At 73.1% G+C, this 17,996-nt stretch carries 14 protein-coding genes; 6 read left to right on the top strand and 8 right to left on the bottom strand.

The window, feature by feature from the left end:
• Positions 1–152: 152 nt before the first annotated feature.
• A complete protein-coding gene (locus tag MRBLML1_RS11845) occupies positions 153–1,529 on the bottom strand; it encodes an aspartate aminotransferase family protein (protein ID WP_364516007.1) in 1,377 nt (458 codons plus the stop codon).
• Positions 1,530–1,652: 123 nt separating this feature from the next.
• Here MRBLML1_RS11845 and MRBLML1_RS11840 point away from each other — a divergent pair, with 123 nt between their 5' ends.
• From MRBLML1_RS11840 to MRBLML1_RS11830, 3 genes are read left to right on the top strand one after another with little or no spacing between them, the layout of a single operon-like run.
• Positions 1,653–3,092 carry a gamma-aminobutyraldehyde dehydrogenase gene (locus tag MRBLML1_RS11840; RefSeq protein WP_364516005.1) on the top strand — a complete coding sequence of 480 codons (1,440 nt, stop codon included), beginning with the start codon at positions 1,653–1,655 and terminating at the stop codon, positions 3,090–3,092.
• 2 nt (positions 3,093–3,094) lie between these two features.
• Positions 3,095–4,306, top strand: a complete 1,212-nt coding sequence (locus MRBLML1_RS11835) for a saccharopine dehydrogenase family protein (protein WP_364516003.1) — start codon at positions 3,095–3,097, stop codon at positions 4,304–4,306.
• Positions 4,303–5,679 (top strand): NAD(P)/FAD-dependent oxidoreductase, encoded by a 1,377-nt coding sequence (locus MRBLML1_RS11830; protein WP_364516001.1) that lies wholly within the window; start codon positions 4,303–4,305, stop codon positions 5,677–5,679. Before MRBLML1_RS11835 ends, MRBLML1_RS11830 begins: the two co-directional genes overlap by 4 nt.
• 212 nt (positions 5,680–5,891) lie before the next feature.
• Here MRBLML1_RS11830 and MRBLML1_RS11825 read toward each other — a convergent pair whose 3' ends face one another.
• Together MRBLML1_RS11825 and MRBLML1_RS11820 are read right to left on the bottom strand one after the other, a co-directional pair.
• On the bottom strand, positions 5,892–7,235 hold the full coding sequence (locus MRBLML1_RS11825; protein ID WP_364515999.1) for an aspartate aminotransferase family protein: 1,344 nt from the start codon (positions 7,233–7,235) through the stop codon (positions 5,892–5,894).
• A 5-nt stretch (positions 7,236–7,240) separates the two neighbouring features.
• Positions 7,241–8,731: a CoA-acylating methylmalonate-semialdehyde dehydrogenase gene (locus MRBLML1_RS11820; RefSeq protein WP_364515996.1), complete on the bottom strand. Its 1,491-nt coding sequence runs from the start codon at positions 8,729–8,731 to the stop codon at positions 7,241–7,243.
• A gap of 60 nt (positions 8,732–8,791) precedes the next feature.
• Between MRBLML1_RS11820 and MRBLML1_RS11815 the strand changes: the two genes are divergently transcribed.
• On the top strand, positions 8,792–10,138 hold the full coding sequence (locus MRBLML1_RS11815) for a PLP-dependent aminotransferase family protein (protein ID WP_364515993.1): 1,347 nt from the start codon (positions 8,792–8,794) through the stop codon (positions 10,136–10,138).
• Positions 10,139–10,214: 76 nt separating this feature from the next.
• Here MRBLML1_RS11815 and MRBLML1_RS11810 read toward each other — a convergent pair whose 3' ends face one another.
• Positions 10,215–10,556: a DUF1801 domain-containing protein gene (locus MRBLML1_RS11810; RefSeq protein WP_364515991.1), complete on the bottom strand. Its 342-nt coding sequence runs from the start codon at positions 10,554–10,556 to the stop codon at positions 10,215–10,217.
• Between the two features lie 104 nt (positions 10,557–10,660).
• Between MRBLML1_RS11810 and MRBLML1_RS11805 the strand changes: the two genes are divergently transcribed.
• Positions 10,661–11,422 (top strand): methyltransferase domain-containing protein, encoded by a 762-nt coding sequence (locus MRBLML1_RS11805; protein ID WP_364515989.1) that lies wholly within the window; start codon positions 10,661–10,663, stop codon positions 11,420–11,422.
• Here MRBLML1_RS11805 and MRBLML1_RS11800 read toward each other — a convergent pair.
• The 4 genes from MRBLML1_RS11800 to MRBLML1_RS11785 are packed head-to-tail and all read right to left on the bottom strand — an operon-like array spanning position 11,419 to position 17,376.
• A complete protein-coding gene (locus MRBLML1_RS11800) occupies positions 11,419–11,766 on the bottom strand; it encodes a hypothetical protein (protein WP_364515987.1) in 348 nt (115 codons plus the stop codon). The two genes, MRBLML1_RS11805 and MRBLML1_RS11800, sit on opposite strands and share 4 nt — an antisense overlap.
• 2 nt (positions 11,767–11,768) lie before the next feature.
• Entirely contained in the window at positions 11,769–15,221 is a 3,453-nt protein-coding gene (locus tag MRBLML1_RS11795) for an ATP-binding protein (protein WP_364515985.1), read from the bottom strand.
• Positions 15,218–15,895 (bottom strand): DUF4194 domain-containing protein, encoded by a 678-nt coding sequence (locus MRBLML1_RS11790; RefSeq protein ID WP_364515983.1) that lies wholly within the window; start codon positions 15,893–15,895, stop codon positions 15,218–15,220. Before MRBLML1_RS11790 ends, MRBLML1_RS11795 begins: the two co-directional genes overlap by 4 nt.
• Positions 15,892–17,376, bottom strand: coding sequence for a DUF3375 domain-containing protein (locus tag MRBLML1_RS11785; RefSeq protein WP_364515981.1), 1,485 nt, complete (start codon positions 17,374–17,376; stop codon positions 15,892–15,894). The genes MRBLML1_RS11790 and MRBLML1_RS11785 overlap by 4 nt, the downstream gene beginning before the upstream one ends.
• Positions 17,377–17,506: 130 nt before the next feature.
• On the opposite strand from MRBLML1_RS11785, the gene MRBLML1_RS11780 reads away from it, so the two are divergent.
• Positions 17,507–17,989, top strand: coding sequence for a hypothetical protein (locus MRBLML1_RS11780; protein ID WP_364515979.1), 483 nt, complete (start codon positions 17,507–17,509; stop codon positions 17,987–17,989).
• Positions 17,990–17,996 lie beyond the last annotated feature (7 nt).

The raw sequence follows: 17,996 nt of genomic DNA, 5'->3' as shown, positions 1-17,996 counted from the left end.
CCCCACCCGTCGAGTTGGGAGTTCCCACCCGCGAGCCGCGGGTGTCGACTCACACCTGAACGGTGGGATCCCCCAGCTGAACGGTGGGAGGAGGTACGACGAGAGCCGGCCCGGTCCGCCTGGACCCGGCCGGCTCTCGCCGTGTTCCCCGTCTAGAGGAGGCCTGCGGCCTCGGTGAGCACCGCGCGCAGCTTCTGCTCGATCTCGTCGAAGTGCGACTGGTCGCAGATCAGCGGCGGCGAGAGCTGGACGACCGGGTCGCCGCGGTCGTCGGCGCGGCAGTAGAGCCCGGCGTCGTAGAGCGCCTTGGAGAGGAAGCCGCGCAGCAGGCGCTCGGACTCGGCCTCGTCGAAGGTCTCCTTGGTGGTCTTGTCCTTGACGAGCTCGATGCCGTAGAAGAAGCCGTCGCCGCGGACGTCGCCGACGATCGGCAGGTCGAGCAGCTTCTCCAGGGTGCCGCGGAAGGCGCCCTCGCGCTCCAGCACGCCCTCGTTGATCTTCTCGTTCTCGAAGATCTCGAAGTTCTTCAGCGCGACCGCGGTGGAGACCGGGTGGCCACCGAAGGTGTAGCCGTGCAGGAAGGTCTCGGTGCCGTGCGCGAAGGGCTCGTAGAGCCGGTCGCTGGCGATCATCGCGCCGAGCGGGGCGTAGCCGGAGGTGATGCCCTTGGCGGAGGTGATGATGTCGGGCTGGTAGCCGTAGCGCTCGGCACCGAACATGTGCCCGAGCCGGCCGTAGGCGCAGATGACCTCGTCGGAGACCAGCAGCACGTCGTACTCGTCGCAGATCTCGCGGACCCGCTGGAAGTAGCCGGGCGGCGGCGGGAAGCAGCCGCCGGCATTCTGGACGGGCTCGAGGAAGACGGCGGCGACCGTGTCGGGGCCCTCGTTCTCGATGGCGACCGCGATCTGGTCGGCGGCCCAGCGGCCGAACGCCTCGGGATCGTCACCGTGGACCGGGGCCCGGTAGATGTTGGTGTTCGGCACCCGGAAGGTCGAGGGCACCAGCGGCTCGAACTGCTGCTTGAGCCCGGGCAGGCCGGTGATCGAGAGCGCGCCGTGGGTGGTGCCGTGGTAGGCGATGGCCCGGCTGATCACCTTGTGCTTCATCGGCTTGCCGGTGATCTTGAAGTAGTTCTTCGCCAGCTTCCACGCCGACTCGACGGCCTCGCCGCCGCCGGAGGTGAAGAAGACCCGGTTCAGGTCGCCGGGCGCGTGGCCCGCGATCTTCTCCGCGAGCTCGATCGCGGTCGGGTGCGCGTAGGACCACAGCGGGAAGAACGCGAGCTCGGCGGCCTGCTTCGCGGCGGCCTCGGCGAGGTCGGTGCGGCCGTGGCCGAGCTGGCTGACGAAGAGCCCGCCGAGGGCGTCGAGGTACTTGCGGCCCTGCGCGTCCCAGACGTAGGCGCCCTCACCGCGCACGATGACGGGCACGTCGGCGGCGTCGTAGGACGACATCCGGGTGAAGTGCATCCACAGGTGGTCACGTGCGGACTGCTGGAGCGCGGCGTTCGAGTTCTCGTCGTACACGTGCTCATCCTCGCGCCCCGACGGACTTTGTTCAAGTGATTTCGTGGCGGTTACGCGAAATCGCTACGGATTTCGTTGCGCAGAGCCTTCCGTGGCACGGGGATGCTGGCTACGCTCCCGGGCATGACCACGCTGCGCAACTTCATCGACGGCGCCTCGGCCGATGCCGCCTCCGGAGCGACGTACGACGTCGTGGACCCCGCCACCGGGCGGGCCTACGCCACGGCGCCGGCCAGCGGGGCCGAGGACGTCGACCGGGCGATGCAGGCCGCGGAGCGGGCTTTCGAGACGTGGGGCGAGACCACGCCGAAGGAGCGGCAGGAAGCGCTGCTGAGGATCGCGCAGGCACTGGAGGACCGGGCCGAGGAGTTCGTGCGCGCCGAGTGCGAGAACACCGGCAAGCCGGTCGGGCTGACCGCCGAGGAGGAGCTGCCGCCGAGCGTGGACGAGCTGCGCTTCTTCGCCGGCGCCGCGCGGGTGCTGGAGGGCAGCAGCGCGGGTGAGTACCTCAAGGACCACACCTCGTGGGTGCGCCGCGAGCCGATCGGCGTGGTGGCGCAGGTGACGCCGTGGAACTACCCGCTGATGATGGCGATCTGGAAGGTCGCGCCCGCCCTGGCCGCCGGCAACACGATCGTGCTCAAGCCGAGCGACACCACGCCGGCCACCACCGTGCTGCTGGCCGAGCTGGCCGCCGAGTTCCTGCCGCCGGGCGTGCTCAACGTCGTGTGCGGCGACCGTGACACCGGCCGCGCCCTGGTCGAGCACCCGACCCCGCAGCTGGTCGCCATCACCGGCTCGGTGCGGGCCGGCACCGAGGTCGCGACCTCGGCCGCGGCGGGCCTCAAGCGGGTGCACCTGGAGCTCGGCGGCAAGGCGCCGGTCGTGGTCTTCGACGACGCCGACGTCGCCGCGGCCGCCGAGGCGATCGCGACCGCGGGCTACTTCAACGCCGGCCAGGACTGCACCGCCGCGACCCGCGTGCTCGCGGCCGAGGGCATCCACGACGACCTGGTCGCCGCCCTCGCCGAGCAGGCGCGCGGCACCCGCACGGGGTTGCCCGACGACCCCGACATCCTCTACGGCGCCCTCAACAACCCTGACCAGCTGGCCCGGGTGTCGGGGATGGTCGAGCGGCTCCCCGACCACGCCCGGATCGAGGCCGGCGGCGGCCGCCCCACCGTCGCCGGCGGCGAGGGCGGCTACTACTTCGAGCCCACCGTCGTCTCCGGGCTGCGCCAGGACGACGAGGCGGTGCAGCAGGAGATCTTCGGCCCCGTGATCACCGTGCAGCGCTTCTCCGACGAGGCGGAGGCGCTGCGCTTCGCCAACGGCGTGGACTACGGCCTGTCCTCCAGCGTGTGGACCAAGGACCACGGCCGGGCGCTGCGGATGTCGAAGCGCCTCGACTTCGGCGTGGTGTGGATCAACACCCACATCCCGTTCGTCTCCGAGATGCCGCACGGCGGCTTCAAGCGATCGGGCTACGGCAAGGACCTGTCGATGCACGGCCTGGAGGACTACACGCGCATCAAGCACGTGATGTCCTACAGCGGGGAGTGAGCATGCGCATCCTGCTGGTCGGCGCCGGCGGCGTGGGTGGCGCCTTCGCCGCGATCGCCGCACGCCGCGACTTCTTCGAGCGGATCGTGGTCGCCGACTACGACCTCGCCAAGGCCGAGGCCGCCGCCGCGACCGACGCGCGGTACGTCGCCGCGCGGATCGACGCCTCCTCCGCGGAGTCCGTCACCGCGCTGTGCCACGAGCACGCCGTCACGCACGTGATGAACGCCGTCGACCCGGTCTTCAACATGAGCGTCTTCGAGGGCGCCTACGCCGCCGGGGCGGACTACCTCGACATGGCGATGTCGCTCTCGACGCCCCACCCCACCGCGCCGTACGCCGAGACCGGGGTCAAGCTCGGCGACGACCAGTTCGCCGTCGCCGGCGACTGGGAGGCCGCCGGCCGGCTGGCGCTCGTCGGCATCGGCGTGGAGCCCGGCCTGTCCGACGTGTTCGCGCGCTACGCCGCCGACCACCTGTTCAGCGAGATCGACGAGCTCGGCACCCGCGACGGCGCCAACCTGGTCGTGACCGACGACGACGGCAACGAGGTCTTCGCGCCGTCGTTCTCGATGTGGACCACCATCGAGGAGTGCCTCAACCCGCCGGTGGTGTGGGAGAAGGAGCGCGGCTGGTTCACCACTCCCCCGTTCAGCGAGCCGGAGGTCTTCGACTTCCCCGAGGGCATCGGGCCGGTCGAGTGCGTCAACGTCGAGCACGAGGAGGTGCTCCTGATGCCACGCTGGGTGGACTGCCGGCGGGCGACCTTCAAGTACGGCCTGGGCGAGGAGCTCATCACCATCCTCAAGGTGCTGAACACGCTCGGCCTCGACCGCACCGACCCCGTGCGGGTGAAGGGGGTCGAGGTCTCCCCGCGCGACGTCGTCGCCGCGGTGCTCCCCGACCCGGCGACGATCGGCCCGCGGATGACCGGCAAGACCTGCGCCGGGCTGTGGGTCACCGGCACCGGCAAGGACGGCGCGCCGCGCTCGACGTACCTCTACCACGTGGTCGACAACGCCTGGTCGATGCGCGAGTACGGCCACCAGTGCGTGGTCTGGCAGACCGCGGTCAACCCGGTCGTCGCGCTCGAGCTGCTCGCCACCGGGGTCTGGCAGGGCGCGGGCGTGCTCGGCCCCGAGGCCTTCGACGCGGTGCCCTTCCTCGACCTGCTGACGGCGTACGGCGCCCCGTGGGGTCAGCGCGAGCAGTGAGCCTTCCCGTCGACCTGGCTCACGAGCGCGCCGACGCCGCCGCACCGGAGGTGCTGTGGCTGGACACCCCCGACCGTCCCGAGCCGCGCCCGCCGATCGGCGACGCGACGGCCGACCTGGTCGTCGTCGGCGGCGGCTTCACCGGACTGTGGACCGCGCTGCTGGCCAAGGAGCGCGAACCCGAGCGCACCGTGGTCCTGCTGGAGCGCGACCGCGTCGCCGAGCACGCGACCGGTCGCAACGGCGGGTTCTGCGAGGCCAGCCTCACCCACGGCGAGGCCAACGGCCGCGACCGCTGGCCCGACGAGTACGACGAGCTGGAGCGCCTCGGCCTGGCCAACCTCGACGCGATCGCGGCCACGGTGGAGCGCTACGGGATCGACTGCGACCTCCGCCGCACCGGCCAGCTCTCCGTCGCGACCCGGCCGCACGAGGTGGACCTGCTGGAGCCCGGCACCCCGGGCTTCCTGGACGCCTCGGCCGTGCGCGCGCTCGTCGACTCCCCCACCTACCTCGCCGGCCGGCTGGACGCCGAGGGCTGCGCGATGCTCGACCCGGCCCGGCTCGCCTGGGGCCTGGCTGCCGCCGCGGAGGGCCTGGGCGTCCGGATCGGCGAGGGCACCGGGGTGCGCGCGGTCCGCCGCGACGACCGGGGCGTCGAGCTGCACACCACCCACGGCGTCGTCCGCGCCCGCCAGGCCGTGCTGGCCACCAACGTGTTCACCTCGCTGCTGCGGACGATGCGGCGGCGCGTCGTACCGGTCTATGACCACGTGCTCGCCACCGAGCCGCTCACCGCCGAGCAGCTGGCGTCGATCGGGTGGGCGGCGCGGTGCGGGGTCGCGGACTCCGGCAACCTCTTCCACTACTACCGGCTGACCGCGGACGACCGCATCCTGTGGGGCGGGTACGACGCCGTCTACCACTTCGGCCGCTCCATCTCGCCCGCGCACGAGCAGCGCGCCGCGACCCACCGGGTGCTGGCCGAGCACTTCTACGAGACCTTCCCGCAGCTCGCCGACGTCGCCTTCAGCCACCGCTGGGGCGGCGTGATCGACACCTGCTCGCGCTTCTGCGCGTTCTTCGGCACCGCGCGGGGCGGCCGGGTCGCCTACGCCACCGGCTTCACCGGGCTCGGTGTCGGAGCCTCCCGCTTCGCCGCCGACGTCGCGCTCGACCTCCTCGCCGGCGAGGAGACCGAGCGGACCCGGCTGCGGATGGTGCGCGAGCGGCCGCTCCCCTTCCCGCCCGAGCCGTTCGCGTGGACCGGCATCCAGCTCACCCGCTGGGCCTCCGCGCGCGCCGACCGGACCGGCCGGCGCAACCTGTGGCTGCGCTCGCTGGACCGGATGGGGATGGGCTTCGACTCCTGACCCCTCGCCGAGTGGGGGTTTCCTCCCGCCGAGTGGGGGTTTCCGGCCTTCCGAGTGGGGGTTCCGGCCTTCTGAGTCGGCACTTGCGCACACGGATGAGCTTCGCCCCCACTCGACGGGCGGGAAGTCCCCACTCGACGGGCGGGAAGTCCCCACTCGACGGGCGGGAAGTCCCCACTCGACGGGGCGGAAACCCCCACTCGGGCCGTGGGTCAGGTGGTGCAGTAGCCGTCCGCCACGTCGAGCGCCGCGTCCAGCACGGCGATCCCGGCGAGGGCGTCCTCGTCGCTGATCGTGCAGGGCGGTACGACGTGCGTGCGGTTGAAGTGCACGAACGGCCACACACCCTCGGCCTTGCAGGTCGCCGCGAAGGCCGCCATCGGGGCCGCGTCGGCGCCGGAGGCGTTGTAGGGGACGAGCGGCTCGCGCGTCGTACGGTCCTTGACGAGCTCGAGCGCCCAGAAGGCGCCCAGGCCACGGACCTCGCCGACGCTCGGGTGCTTCTCGGCGAGCGCGCGCAGGGCCGGGCCGAGCACGTCGTCGCCGAGGCGGCGCGCGTTCTCGACGACCTTCTCCTCGCGCATGGCGGTGATCGCGCCGACGGCGGAGGCGCAGGCGAGCGGGTGCCCGGAGTAGGTCAGCCCGCCAGGGAAGGGCCGGTCGTCGAAGGTCGCGGCGATGGCGTCGGAGATGAGCACGCCGCCGAGCGGGACGTAGCCGGAGTTGACGCCCTTGGCGAAGGTGATCAGGTCCGGTACGACGCCCCACCGGTCCACCGCGAACCACTCGCCGCACCGGGCGAAGCCGGCCATCACCTCGTCGGCGACGAGCACGATGCCGTGCTCGTCGCAGATCTCCCGGACCCCCGCGAGGTAGCCGTCCGGCGGCACCAGGATGCCGTTGGTGCCGACCACCGTCTCCAGCACGATGGCGGCGATGGTGGCCGCGCCCTCGACCATCACCAGGTCGCGCAGGTGGGCGAGCGCCCGCTCGCACTCCTCGGCCTCGGTGGTGGCGTGGAAGGCGGAGCGGTAGAGGTAGGGCCCCCAGTAGCGCACCACGCCGGGCATCCCCGGCTCGGAGGCCCAGCGCCGCGGGTCGCCGGTCAGCGCGATCGCGCCGGCGGTGGCGCCGTGGTAGCTGCGGTAGGCCGCGAGCACCTTGTGCCGGCCGGTGTGCAGGCGGGCCATCCGCACGGCGTTCTCGTTGGCGTCGGCGCCACCGTTGGTGAAGAAGACCTTGTTCATGCCCTCGGGCGCGACCTCGGCGATCAGCCGCGCAGCCTCGGCCCGTACGTCGTTGGCGAAGCCCGGTGCGAGGGTCGACAGCTTGCCGGCCTGCTCCTGGATCGCGGCGACGACGGCCGGGTGCTGGTGGCCGATGTTGACGTTGACCAGCTGGGAGGAGAAGTCGAGGTAGCGGTTGCCGTCGGCGTCCCAGAACCAGCTGCCCTCGGCGCCCACGACCGGCAGTGGCGCGATCTGCGCCTGGGCCGACCAGGAGTGGAAGACGTGGGCCTTGTCGAGCGCGCGGATGGTGTCGGCGTCGTGGTCCATGGCGGTCACCGGGTCCGCGGGAAGCCGAGGTCGACGCTCGACGTGGCCGGGTCGGGCCAGCGCGAGGTGACGACCTTGCCGCGGGTGTAGAAGTCGATGCCCTCCGGGCCGTACATGTGGGTGTCGCCGAAGAGCGAGTCCTTCCAGCCGCCGAAGGAGTAGTAGGCCACCGGCACCGGGATCGGCACGTTGATGCCGACCATGCCGACCTCGACGTCGAACTGGAAGCGCCGCGCGGCGCCGCCGTCGCGGGTGAAGATCGCGGTCCCGTTGGCGTACTGGTTGGCGTTGATGAGCGCCAGGCCCTCGTCGTAGCTGTCGACACGGACCACGCCGAGCACCGGCCCGAAGATCTCGTCGCGGTAGACGGTCATCTCCGGGGTCACGTGGTCGAGCAGCGTGGTGCCGAGGAAGAAGCCCTCGCTCGGCACGTCGGCCCTGCGCCCGTCCACGACGACGCTCGCACCCTGCTGCTCCCCCGCGTCGACGTACGACGCGACCTTGTCGCGGTGCTCGCGGGTGATGAGCGGACCCATGTCGGTGCCCTCCGCGGCGCCGTCGCCGACGACGAGCTTGGGCAGGCGCAGGGCGATCGCCTCGACCAGCGGGTCGGCGATGTCGCCGACCGCGACCGCGACCGACAGCGCCATGCAGCGCTCGCCCGCGGCGCCGTAGGCGGCCGAGACGATGGCGTCCGCGGCGACGTCGAGGTCGGCGTCGGGCAGCACGAGGGCGTGGTTCTTGGCGCCGCCGAGCGCCTGCACCCGCTTGCCGTGGGCGGTGCCGGTCTCGTAGATGTAGCGCGCGATCGGGGTGCTCCCGACGAAGCTCACCGCCGCGACGTCGGGGTGCGTGAGCAGCGTGTCGACCGCCTCCTTGTCACCGTGGACGACGGTGAAGACGCCGTCGGGCAGGCCGGCCTCCTGCCAGAGCCGGGCGAGGAAGAGCGCCGCCGACGGGTCCTTCTCGCTCGGCTTGAGGACGAACGCGTTGCCGGTCGCGATCGCGTTGGCGCACATCCACAGCGGCACCATCGCGGGGAAGTTGAAGGGCGTGATGCCGGCGACCACGCCGAGCGGCTGGCGGATGTCGTAGACGTCGACGCCGGAGGCGGCCTGCTCGGAGTAGCCGCCCTTGAGCAGCTGCGGGACGCCGGTCGCGAACTCGACGTTCTCCAGGCCGCGGGCGATCTCGCCGAGGGCGTCGGCGTGCACCTTGCCGTGCTCGGCGGTGACGATCCGCGCCAGGTCCTCGGAGCGCTCGTGCAGCAGCTGGCGGAAGGCGAAGAGCACGGCCGCACGCTGCGACAGCGAGGACGCACGCCAGGTGCGGGCGGCGGTGACCGCGGTCGCGACGGCGGCGGCGACCTCGTCGGCGGAGGCCAGGTCGACCTCGCCGGTGACGACGCCGGTGGCGGGGTTGTGCACGGGGGCGGTGCGGCCGGAGGTGCCGGCGACGACCCGGCCCTCGATCCAGTGGGAGATGCGCTCGGTCATGGCTCCGAGGTTATGTGTCACCTACAGCCCCAGCAAAGAGCGTTTTGCTATGTTGCAAACGTGCGCGACCTGCTCTCCGCTCTCGAGAACCGCCTCGACGAGCCCACCGCCAAGGGCCTGGCCAGCGCGGTCGGCCGGGCGGTCCGCGACGGGGTGATCGGTCCCGGCGACCGGCTTCCGCCGATCCGCGAGCTGGCCCACCAGCTCGCGCTCTCCCCCACCACCGTCAGCGCCGCCTGGGGACTGCTGACCCGCGCCGGCACGATCCGCACCGCGGGCCGGCGCGGCACGGTCGTCGCCGACACCTCGGCTCCCCGGGCCGGCCGCTACCGGCAGGCGCTCGAGCACCCGGCGGCCTTCCCGCTCGACCTCGCGACCGGCGTACCGGACGAGGAGCTGCTGCCCAGCCTCACCGGCCCGCTCCAGGCGCTGACCACCGCCGGCACCCCGCACTCCTACCTCGACGACCCCGTCCTGCCCGAGCTGCGGGAGGCACTGCTGGCGTCCTGGCCCTACGACCCGCCCGCGCTCAGCGTGGTCGACGGCGCGATGGACGGGCTGGAGCTGGTGCTCCGCTCCCGGATCCAGTACGGCGACCGGGTGGTCGTCGAGCACCCCGGCTTCCCGCCGCTGCTGGACCTGCTGGAGGCGCTGGGTGCGGAGGTGGTCGGCGTACCCCTCGACGGGGCGGGCTTGCTGCCCTCCGCGCTTGCCGACGCGCTCACCATCCCGGTCCTCGCCGTCGTGCTCCAGCCCCGCGCGCAGAACCCGACCGGCGTGTCGATGACCGCCGCCCGGGCGCGCGAGCTCGCCGACCTGCTGCGTGGACGCGACGTCCTCGTGATCGAGGACGACTCCGCCTCCGCGCTCGGCGGCGTGCAGCCGGCCACCCTCGCCACCCACCTGCCCGACCAGACCGTGCACCTGCGCAGCTACTCCAAGTCGCACGGCCCCGACCTGCGGCTGGCGGCGCTGAGCGGGCCGGTCGCGGTGCTCGACGAGGTCCGGCACGTGCGCCAGCTGGGGCAGGGCTGGAGCAGCCGGCTGCTCCAGCGGATCCTGCTGCACCTGCTCACCGACCCGGGCTCACGGGCCGAGGTCGACGCGGCGCGGGAGACGTACGCCGCTCGTCGTACCGGCTTCGTCACGGCGCTCGCCGCCGAGGGCATCGAGGTCGGCGGCGGGGAGGGCCTGAACGTGTGGGTGCCGGTCCACGACGAGGCCGCCGCGCTGGTCCGGCTCGCCGGTCAGGGCATCGGCGTCGCCGCCGGCTCGCCCTTCCAGGTGCTGCCGGACGCCGCGCACGTGCGGGTCACCTGCGGACTGGTCCGCGACGACCTGCCGGAGGTCGCGGTCGCGGTGGCCGCCGCCGCGCGGACGGGCGGCTGGGGCAGCCGGGCCCGCTGACCCGCGGGTCGCCGGTGACGAACCCCCACTCGACGCCGGGGAACCCCTACTCGACGGCGGGAAACCCCCACTCGACCTAGGCGCGGTTGAGGGCGACGGCCTCGCGCACCAGCGCCACGAAGGCGTCCTCGTCGAGCTCCTCGCCCTCGAAGGTGTCGACCGCGCGCCGGGTGCCGGCGTCCAGGCTGGCGTTGAAGATCCCGGTCGGGTCCTCCAGCGAGGCGCCCTTGGCGAAGGTCACCTTCACCTTGTCCTTGTAGGTCTCCACGGTGCAGACCAGCCCGTCGGCGGAGAAGGTGGGTACGCCGTCGGGGTTGGAGGCCTTCTTCCACTTGGCCTCCTCGACGACCGCGGGCTCGGCCCGGTTGATCAGGTCCCGCAGCCTCTCGACCCGCTCCGTACGCCATTCCGTGCTCATGCCGTGACCCTACTGTGACCGTTCCTCCTTCATCTCTGTGCAACGCACGAATCGGAGCCGTCTGCCGCGTTGTCCGGCCCTGCTCCGGCGGGAACACTCGATGCATGCTCGACTTCGGCACGGTCTCGACGGCGTACGGCGTGCACAACCGCAGCCTGCGCGGCCAGGTCCGCCACGACCTGGTCAGCCGCCAGCTCGACGAGCACCTCGCCCCCGGCTCCCTCGTCCTCGACGTCGGCTGCGGCGACGGCCAGGTCACCACCCGGCTCGCGGCCCGCGGGCACAGCGTCATCGCGGTCGACCCCTCCGAGACCATGCTGCAGCGGCTGCGCGCGCGGCTCGACGCGCTGCCCCGCGACGTCGCGCGCCAGGTCACCCTCCACCGCGCCCACCTGGAGGACCTGCGCCCTGCCGACGTCGGCCCGGTGGACGCCGTCGCGTGCCACGGGGTGCTGATGTACCTGCCCGACTCCGGGGCCGCGATCACCGCGCTGGCCCGGCTGCTGCCCGAGGGCGGGTTGCTCAGCGTGCTCACCAAGAACAGCGACGCCCTCGCCGTCCAGGCCGGCCTGCGCGGCGACTGGACCACCGCCCACGCCGTGCTCACCGAGCGCCGCGACCGCACCCTCGGCAACCTCGGCCTCACCACGCGCGGCGACACGCTCGCCGACCTCCGCCGGGCCTACGACGCCGCCGGCGTCGACCTCACCGCCTGGTTCGGCGTGCGGGTGTTCAGCGACCACCTGGACGACGAGCCGCTGCTGCCCGCGCGCTACGAGGAGCTGCTCGACCTGGAGGAGGTCGCGGCCCGCACCTCGCCGTACCGGGAGCTGGGGCGGCTGCTGCACCTGCTGGGACGCCGCTAGAGATAGGCCGCCAGCAGGTCCGCCGCCGCGCGCAGCTCGTCGGCCCGCTCCGGCGGCACGACGGCGGCCGCGGCGAGCAGCTCGTCGCGGTCGCCCGCGACGAGCGCGCGGACGTCGTCCTCGGACAGGTCGCGGCGCGGCGCCTCGGCGGCACCCAGCCCGCTCACCGCACCGGCGACGGGTCCCTCGCCGGTCACGCGGACGTCCTCGACCGGGACCGCCTCGGCGTTCGCGATCGTCGCGAGCACCGAGCGCAGCGTGCTCACCGCCGGCCGGTCGCGCCGGCGCAGCGCCGCGGTGAGGTCGGCGCGCAGGCGCTCGGTCAGGCGGGTCTGCTCGGGCACGCTCAGCCCGCGACAGCGTCGGAGATGGGGGTGATCCAGGACTGGTGGGTCTGGGCGTTCTTGGTGATCGCCAGCAGCTCGTCCATGTGCGGCTCCAAGCCGGTCACCTTGTCGAGCGGGACGCCGATGATCAGCTGGAAGCCGAGCCCCTTCCACGCCTGCACGGCGCGGCCGGCGAACTCCGAGTCGGCCTTGACGAAGCCCTCGTCGAGGAAGACCGGCGCGAAGCGCGGCCGCGAGCGCATCTCGTCGCCGAGCCGGAAGCGCAGCGCCGACCCGACGATGAAGGCCACCAGCTCCTGGCTCTCGCCACCGGACTTCTCCCCCAGCGTGCGGTAGGTCGCCGCGACCTCGCCGGTGAGGAAGTCGTAGCGCTCCGCGCTGATCTCCACGTGGCGTCGTACGTCGAGCAGGCGGTCACGATCGGTCGGCCCGGTCGTGCCGTCGGCCCCCGGCGCGGACTTGCGGAGCTGGCGCATGAACCGGCTCAGGTCGGTGAAGCGCTTCTCCAGCTCCTCCTCGGCGAGCTCGCCGCTCGTGCCGGACGAGAGCGCACGGAGGTCCTTGAGGAAGACCTGCACGTGCGCGGGCTGCAACCGGCGCAACCGGATCCGCAGCCGGTCGCCGGACGCGCCGAACTCCAGCCGGCGCAGGATCGCGTTGATCGGCTCCAGCCGGTCCTCGATCTCCTCGATGGAGGCAGCCATCGCGCCGACCAGCGGCACCAGGTCCTGCCCGCTCCACTCGGTGAGCCGGCGGCGCCACTCGGCCCGGCGGTCGGCGAGGCCCTTGCCGCGGATCTCGTCGAGGATCCGGGCGTAGTCGGCGTACGACTCCGCGGTGGCACCGAGGTTGGGCGAGTCCCACTGGAACTTGTAGTGCCGGAACACCAGCGCCAGCTCGTCGTCGACCCGCTTGATCTCGGTGTCGGCGTCGGCCACGGCGGTGCGCAGCCGCTCGCCGAGGCGGTGGGAGTTCTCGGTGAAGCGGTGCAGGTCGTCGGGGTCGGCGGGTGCGGCCGCGGCGGCGAAGTCGGCCACCAGCGCGGCGTCCTGCTCCTCGCTCAGCGCGACGGCACCGTCCTCCATCGCCTCCAGCCGGTCCTTGACGAGGTCCTCGGAGTCGACCAGCTCGCCGTGCGCGGCGTTGAGCTCCTTGCGCCGCTGCTCCAGCCGGAAGCGTTCCTCGCGTGCCTCGTCGAGACCGGTGACGAAGGCGTCGATCTGCTCCTGCAGCACCTGGAGCTGGTCGTCGGAGGACAGGATGTCGGTGCGCCGGGCCTGGAGCTCCTCGATCCGCCGGTCGCTGCCCGCCACGTCGACGTCGTCGAAGCGCACCATCGCGATGGCGTCGTAGGCCTTGCGCTGCTGGGCGAGCAGCCCGGACTGCCGGTCGAGGTCGGCGATCCGGGCGTCGACGCCCTCCATCCGCCGCTCGATGTCGGCGAGCTGGGCGTCGATCTCGGCGATCGCCTCCTCGTTGGAGAAGCCGATGATGTTGCGCTGGTCGCTGCGCCCGTGGGCGCCGCGGCGGCCGTTGCGCGTCTGCCCGGACTCGGTGACCCGGAAGCCGGGGCCGTCGAGCTCGTCGGCGGAGCCCACGCACAGGGCGTTGCGGGAGGGCTCCTCGACGTGCTCCTGGACCCAGCCGGAGAAGGGCGAGTCCTTGAAGAGCAGCTTGCCCGCGATCCGCTCCGGGTCGGCCGGGCCGGTGCCGGGCAGGTCGAGCTCGACGCCCTGGAACGTCAGCCGCGAGCGCAGCCGCATCCCGTCGATGGCCGCGGAGAAGTCCTGCAGCCGGTCGAGCGGGACCAGCATCATCCGGGCCGTGCCGCCCAGGACGGTCTCGATCGCCGTCCGCCAGCGCGACTCCTCGGGCGCGACGTCGACCAGCTCGGCCACGAACGGCAGCTCGTCCTCACCGAGCCCGCTCGCCCGGGCCACCTCGGCCCGGAGCTCGTGCAGGTGCGCGGGGACGCGGCCGGCGCGGCTCTCCAGGGAGGCCCGCTCGCGGCGCAGCGCGGCCTGCTCGGTCTTCAGCGGGACCAGGCCGTCGCGGACCCGGTCGCGCTCGGCGCGCAGCCGCTCCTGCTCGGCCTCGCCGCTCGCCAGCCGCTTGCGGGCCAGCAGCTGGAGGTCGGCGAAGGCCGCCGGCGAGTCCAGCGCGGACTCCAGGTCCGGGGCGTCGGCGTCGGTGAGACCGACGAGCGGGTAGACCCGCTCCTCCAGCTCGGCCAGCCGGTTGCCGCGCTCCTCACGGATCACCTGCTCGTGCTCGACCTGCGCGGCGAGGGCCTGGAGGTCACCGCCGCCCGCGGCCCGGTGCGCCTCCTTGGCGGCCTCCAGGTCGCCGGCGAGCGTCGTCTCGGCGGAGCGGGTCGCGCTGAGCTGGTCGACGGTCGTCGTCCGCTCGTCCCGGTTGGCGACGAGCGCGGCCTCGATCAGCCGCAGGTGGGTGCGCAGCAACCACAGCCGCAGCGGGGTGTCGCCCGCCTGGGTGACGCCGTAGGAGTCCAGCTCGGCCAGCCGCTGGGCCGCGGCCACCTTGCGCTCGTGGAGCTCGGCGATCGGCTCCAGCAGCACGAGCTTCTGCTCCTCGGTGCGCATGGCGGCGTACGCCGCGTCGAGGTCGTCGAAGTGCTCGATGGCCCGGTCCGCGGCGGCGTACGTCGCCGGGCGCTCCAGCACCATGTCCTTGTAGAGCTCGTCGACGCTGCGCACCTGGTTGCCGGCCTGGATCCGGGCGAGCAGGCGCAGCGCCTTGGCCCCGTCGCCGTTGGCGCCGATGCCGAGCCGGGCGTGCAGCACGGCGGCGAACTCGGCGTACGTGCGGTGCACCCGCACGCCCGGGAAGAGCTTCTTCAGCGTGGTCGCGTGGAAGCGCTCGGGCACGGCGACCTCGAGCGCGTCCAGGGCCAGGGCGCCCTCGTGGGTCGCGAGCTGCATCTGCACGTCGCCGGAGCGGGCCGCGCGGCGCGGGACGTAGTAGGTGCGCAGCGCGGTGAAGCGGCCGCCCTGGTCGTTGACGAAGGTCATCGCCACCGCGCCCCAGGTGTCGGCACCCTTGCCGCGCAGCAGCTGCTCGACCGGCCGGCCGGTCCTCGGGTCGTCGACCACGTCGACGGCACCGCGCAGGTAGGACAGCAGGTTGCGCTGGCCGGCACTCCGCGCCCGGCCCGCGACGGCGTCGTTGGAGGCGCCGTTGAACTTGGTGTCGGACGGCATCATCAACGCGGTGTAGGCGTCGAGGATGGTGCTCTTGCCGACGCCGGAGGCACCCGAGATCATCGTCGCGTCGCCGCCCAGCGGGACGGTGGTGAGGCCACCGAAGCCGCCCCAGTTGACGAGCTGCAGCAGCGACGCCCGCCACTGGACGGTGTCGTCGCCCGGGGTGGCGACCACCTGCTTCTCGAAGAGCCCGGTCTCGTCGACCTGCTCGGCCTCGTCGATGCTCACTCGGCGTCCTCCTCGAACAGGTCGCTCTCCTCGGCCGGCTCCTCGGGCTCGGCACGGTTGGCCTTCTGCAGCGCCTCCAGCAGCTCCTGCAGCAGCTCCAGCGGGAGCAGCGGCTCGACCGCCTCGCTCACCTCGAAGCGGTCCTCGGAGCCGGTGGCGATGAGCAGCCCGGCCTTGACGACGCTGGTCACCGCGTTGCGGGCCCGCTTCTCGTCGCCGGCCTCGTCGGTGGCGTGCGGGGGGCGATAGCTGGCGACGTAGTCGAGGACGTCGTCGCGGTCGACGAACACCCGGGCGTCGCCGCCGGCCAGGCCGGCGCGGAGCCGGTCGCGCAGGTGGACCAGGACGAGGGTCTCCTCGCGGGTCCACGCCGTGTCGTGCAGCAGGGTCGGGAACCGGCTCGCGGTCTCCGACACGGCCTGCCGCTTCCAGGCGACCTCACGAGCGGGGTCGACGGCGAGGTCGAGGAAGAGGTCGTTGAGCCGGGAGCGCAGCACCCGCTCGTGCTCGACGAGCACCTGCCAGTCGCGCGGGTGCGTGCGGGCGCTGATGAAGCGCTGCTTGAGCAGGGTGACGAGCGCGTGCCGCTGGGCGTACTCCAGGCCGCCCTCGTCGCCCTCGAACAGCGAGACCGAGGTCTCGTCGTCCATCAGGTCGAGGTCGTCGACGGTCATGCGCTGGTCTCCTCCAGGTCGGGGTCGGGCAGCGGGGTCCGCGGGACGGCGAAGGTGCGCCGCGACCCGTCCGGGCGTACGGCGGCGTAGGACTCCGTCGCCTGCTCGGTCTCCCAGGCGCGGTCCGCCGCCAGGTGCAGCAGGCCGAAGATCTCCACCGGCCGGCGCAGCGAGGGCTCCAGGCCCTCGAAGAGCTCGCCGAGCGAGCCCGCCGGCAGCAGGTCGGCCAGCGCGTCCTCGAGCCGCTGGCGCAGGCTGCCGAGCTGGGGACCGCCCTGGGCCATCAGCTCCGACAGCGAGACCTGCGGCGCGTCGGCCGGGTCGGCGGCGCTGATCCGGTCGGGCAGCACGTCGTCGGCGGGGTCGTGGAAGCGCTCGCGCAGGTGGTCGACGCCGACCCGGCGCGGCAGCAGGCCCACGTCGTGGGTGGCCCGCGGGCCGGTGGCGGCCATCCAGGTCATCAGCTCGGACTCGACCTGGCGCAGGGTCTGCTCCAGCTCGCGGTCGCGGGCGGCGTCGTGGGAGACGATGTACTCCTTCAGCGTCGCCGTCACCCGGCTGCGCTGGGCCAGCACCCGGTCGAGGCCGTCGCGCACGAGGCGGACCGTGCCGCGCAGCTCGGCGCGCTCGGCGTCGGCGAGGATGCCGTCGGACAGCGGGTGGTCGAGCAGCGCGCCGAGGTCCTCGCGCAGCTGGGTGACCAGGGCGTCGTCGCGCAGCAGCGCGAACGCCCCCTCGAACGCACGGCCCTCGTGGGTCGCGGTCATCAGCGCATCGGCGCGCGCGAGGTAGTCGTCGATCACCTCGCCCGCCGGGCGGTCCTCGGCGCGGAAGGCGGCCAGGATCTCGCTGCGGATGGTCGCGAAGCGCTCCTCCACCCGTGCGAAGTCGCTCGGCAGCGCGGAGATCAGCGAGAGCAGCTCGGTGAAGCCCTCCGACATGTAGTCCTCGGTCGCGCTCACCAGCTCGGCGCCGTCGACGAGCCGGTCCCGCTCGGCCTTGAGCCGGGCGATCTCCTCGTTGAGCAGGGTGACCCGGGCGCCCCGGTCGGGGTTCGCCTCGGCGTTGAAGCGTCGTACGGTGCCCAGGATGGTGGCGATCCGGTGCTCGCTGAGGGTGGCCCGGTCGCGAGCGAGGTTCTTCACCAGCTCCAGCGCCTGCTGGGCGTGCGAGGTCAGCGTGTAGACCTCGTTGCCCTGCTCGTCGAGCGCCCGCACCAACCACTGCCCGCGCATCCAGCGCTGGCAGATGTCCTTGCCGCTGCCGGCCGGCACGTCCGGCTCGCCGGCCGCGCGCATCACCTCGAGGTGCTCCTCGACCTGGGTGTGCAGCCGCGCGGTCGGGATCGGCTTGTTGTTGCGCCCGAACGCCGCCCGGAAGATCGTGATCACGACCGGTGCCTGGCGCTGGTGCAGCAGCGTGAGGGTCGGCTGGTCGAAGGCGCCCTTGACGCGCGCCAGCTCCCCGGCGATCTCGCTCACTGCTGCTCCTCACCCTTCGGGTCGGCGGTCATGGGTCTGCAAGGGGAAGGGCCAGCATTCCAGAGGGGCCCGGCGCCAGGGCGACCGGCTCGCGCTCGGCGCGTCGGGGGTGCCGACCTAGGGTGGGGACATGAACCTGACGCACGCTCCCCTGCGCGCCGCCACGGGCGCCTTCATCCTCAACTCCGGGCTCACCAAGCTGGGCGCCGACGCGGCGACGGCCCAGCAGCTGCACGGGTTCGCCTCGGCGGCGTACCCGCAGGTCCAGAAGGTGCAGCCGGGCCAGTTCACCAAGGCGCTGGCGATCGGCGAGATCGCCCTCGGCGGTGCGCTGCTGACGCCGAAGGTGCCCTCCGCGCTCGCGGGTGCGGCGCTGACCGGCTTCGGTGTCGGGCTGTTGGGGCTCTACGCCAAGGTCCCCGGGCTGCGGCAGCCGGGCAGCGTGCGGCCGACCCAGGACGGCGTGCCGATCGCCAAGGACGTGTGGCTGGTCGGCGCGGGCGCGACGCTGGGCCTGCAGGGCTTCTTCAACGGCGCCAAGCGGGCCGGGCGCAAGGCGGCGAAGAAGGCGAGCCACGCCGCCGGGGCCGCGCGCGAGTCGCTGCCGGTGTGAGCGGGCG

It is taken from the genome of Nocardioides sp. LML1-1-1.1 (assembly GCF_040676175.1).
GTDB lineage: Bacteria > Actinomycetota > Actinomycetes > Propionibacteriales > Nocardioidaceae > Nocardioides.
Note: the sequence above shows the minus strand (reverse complement) of the source record. Positions and strands in the feature narration are given on the sequence as shown.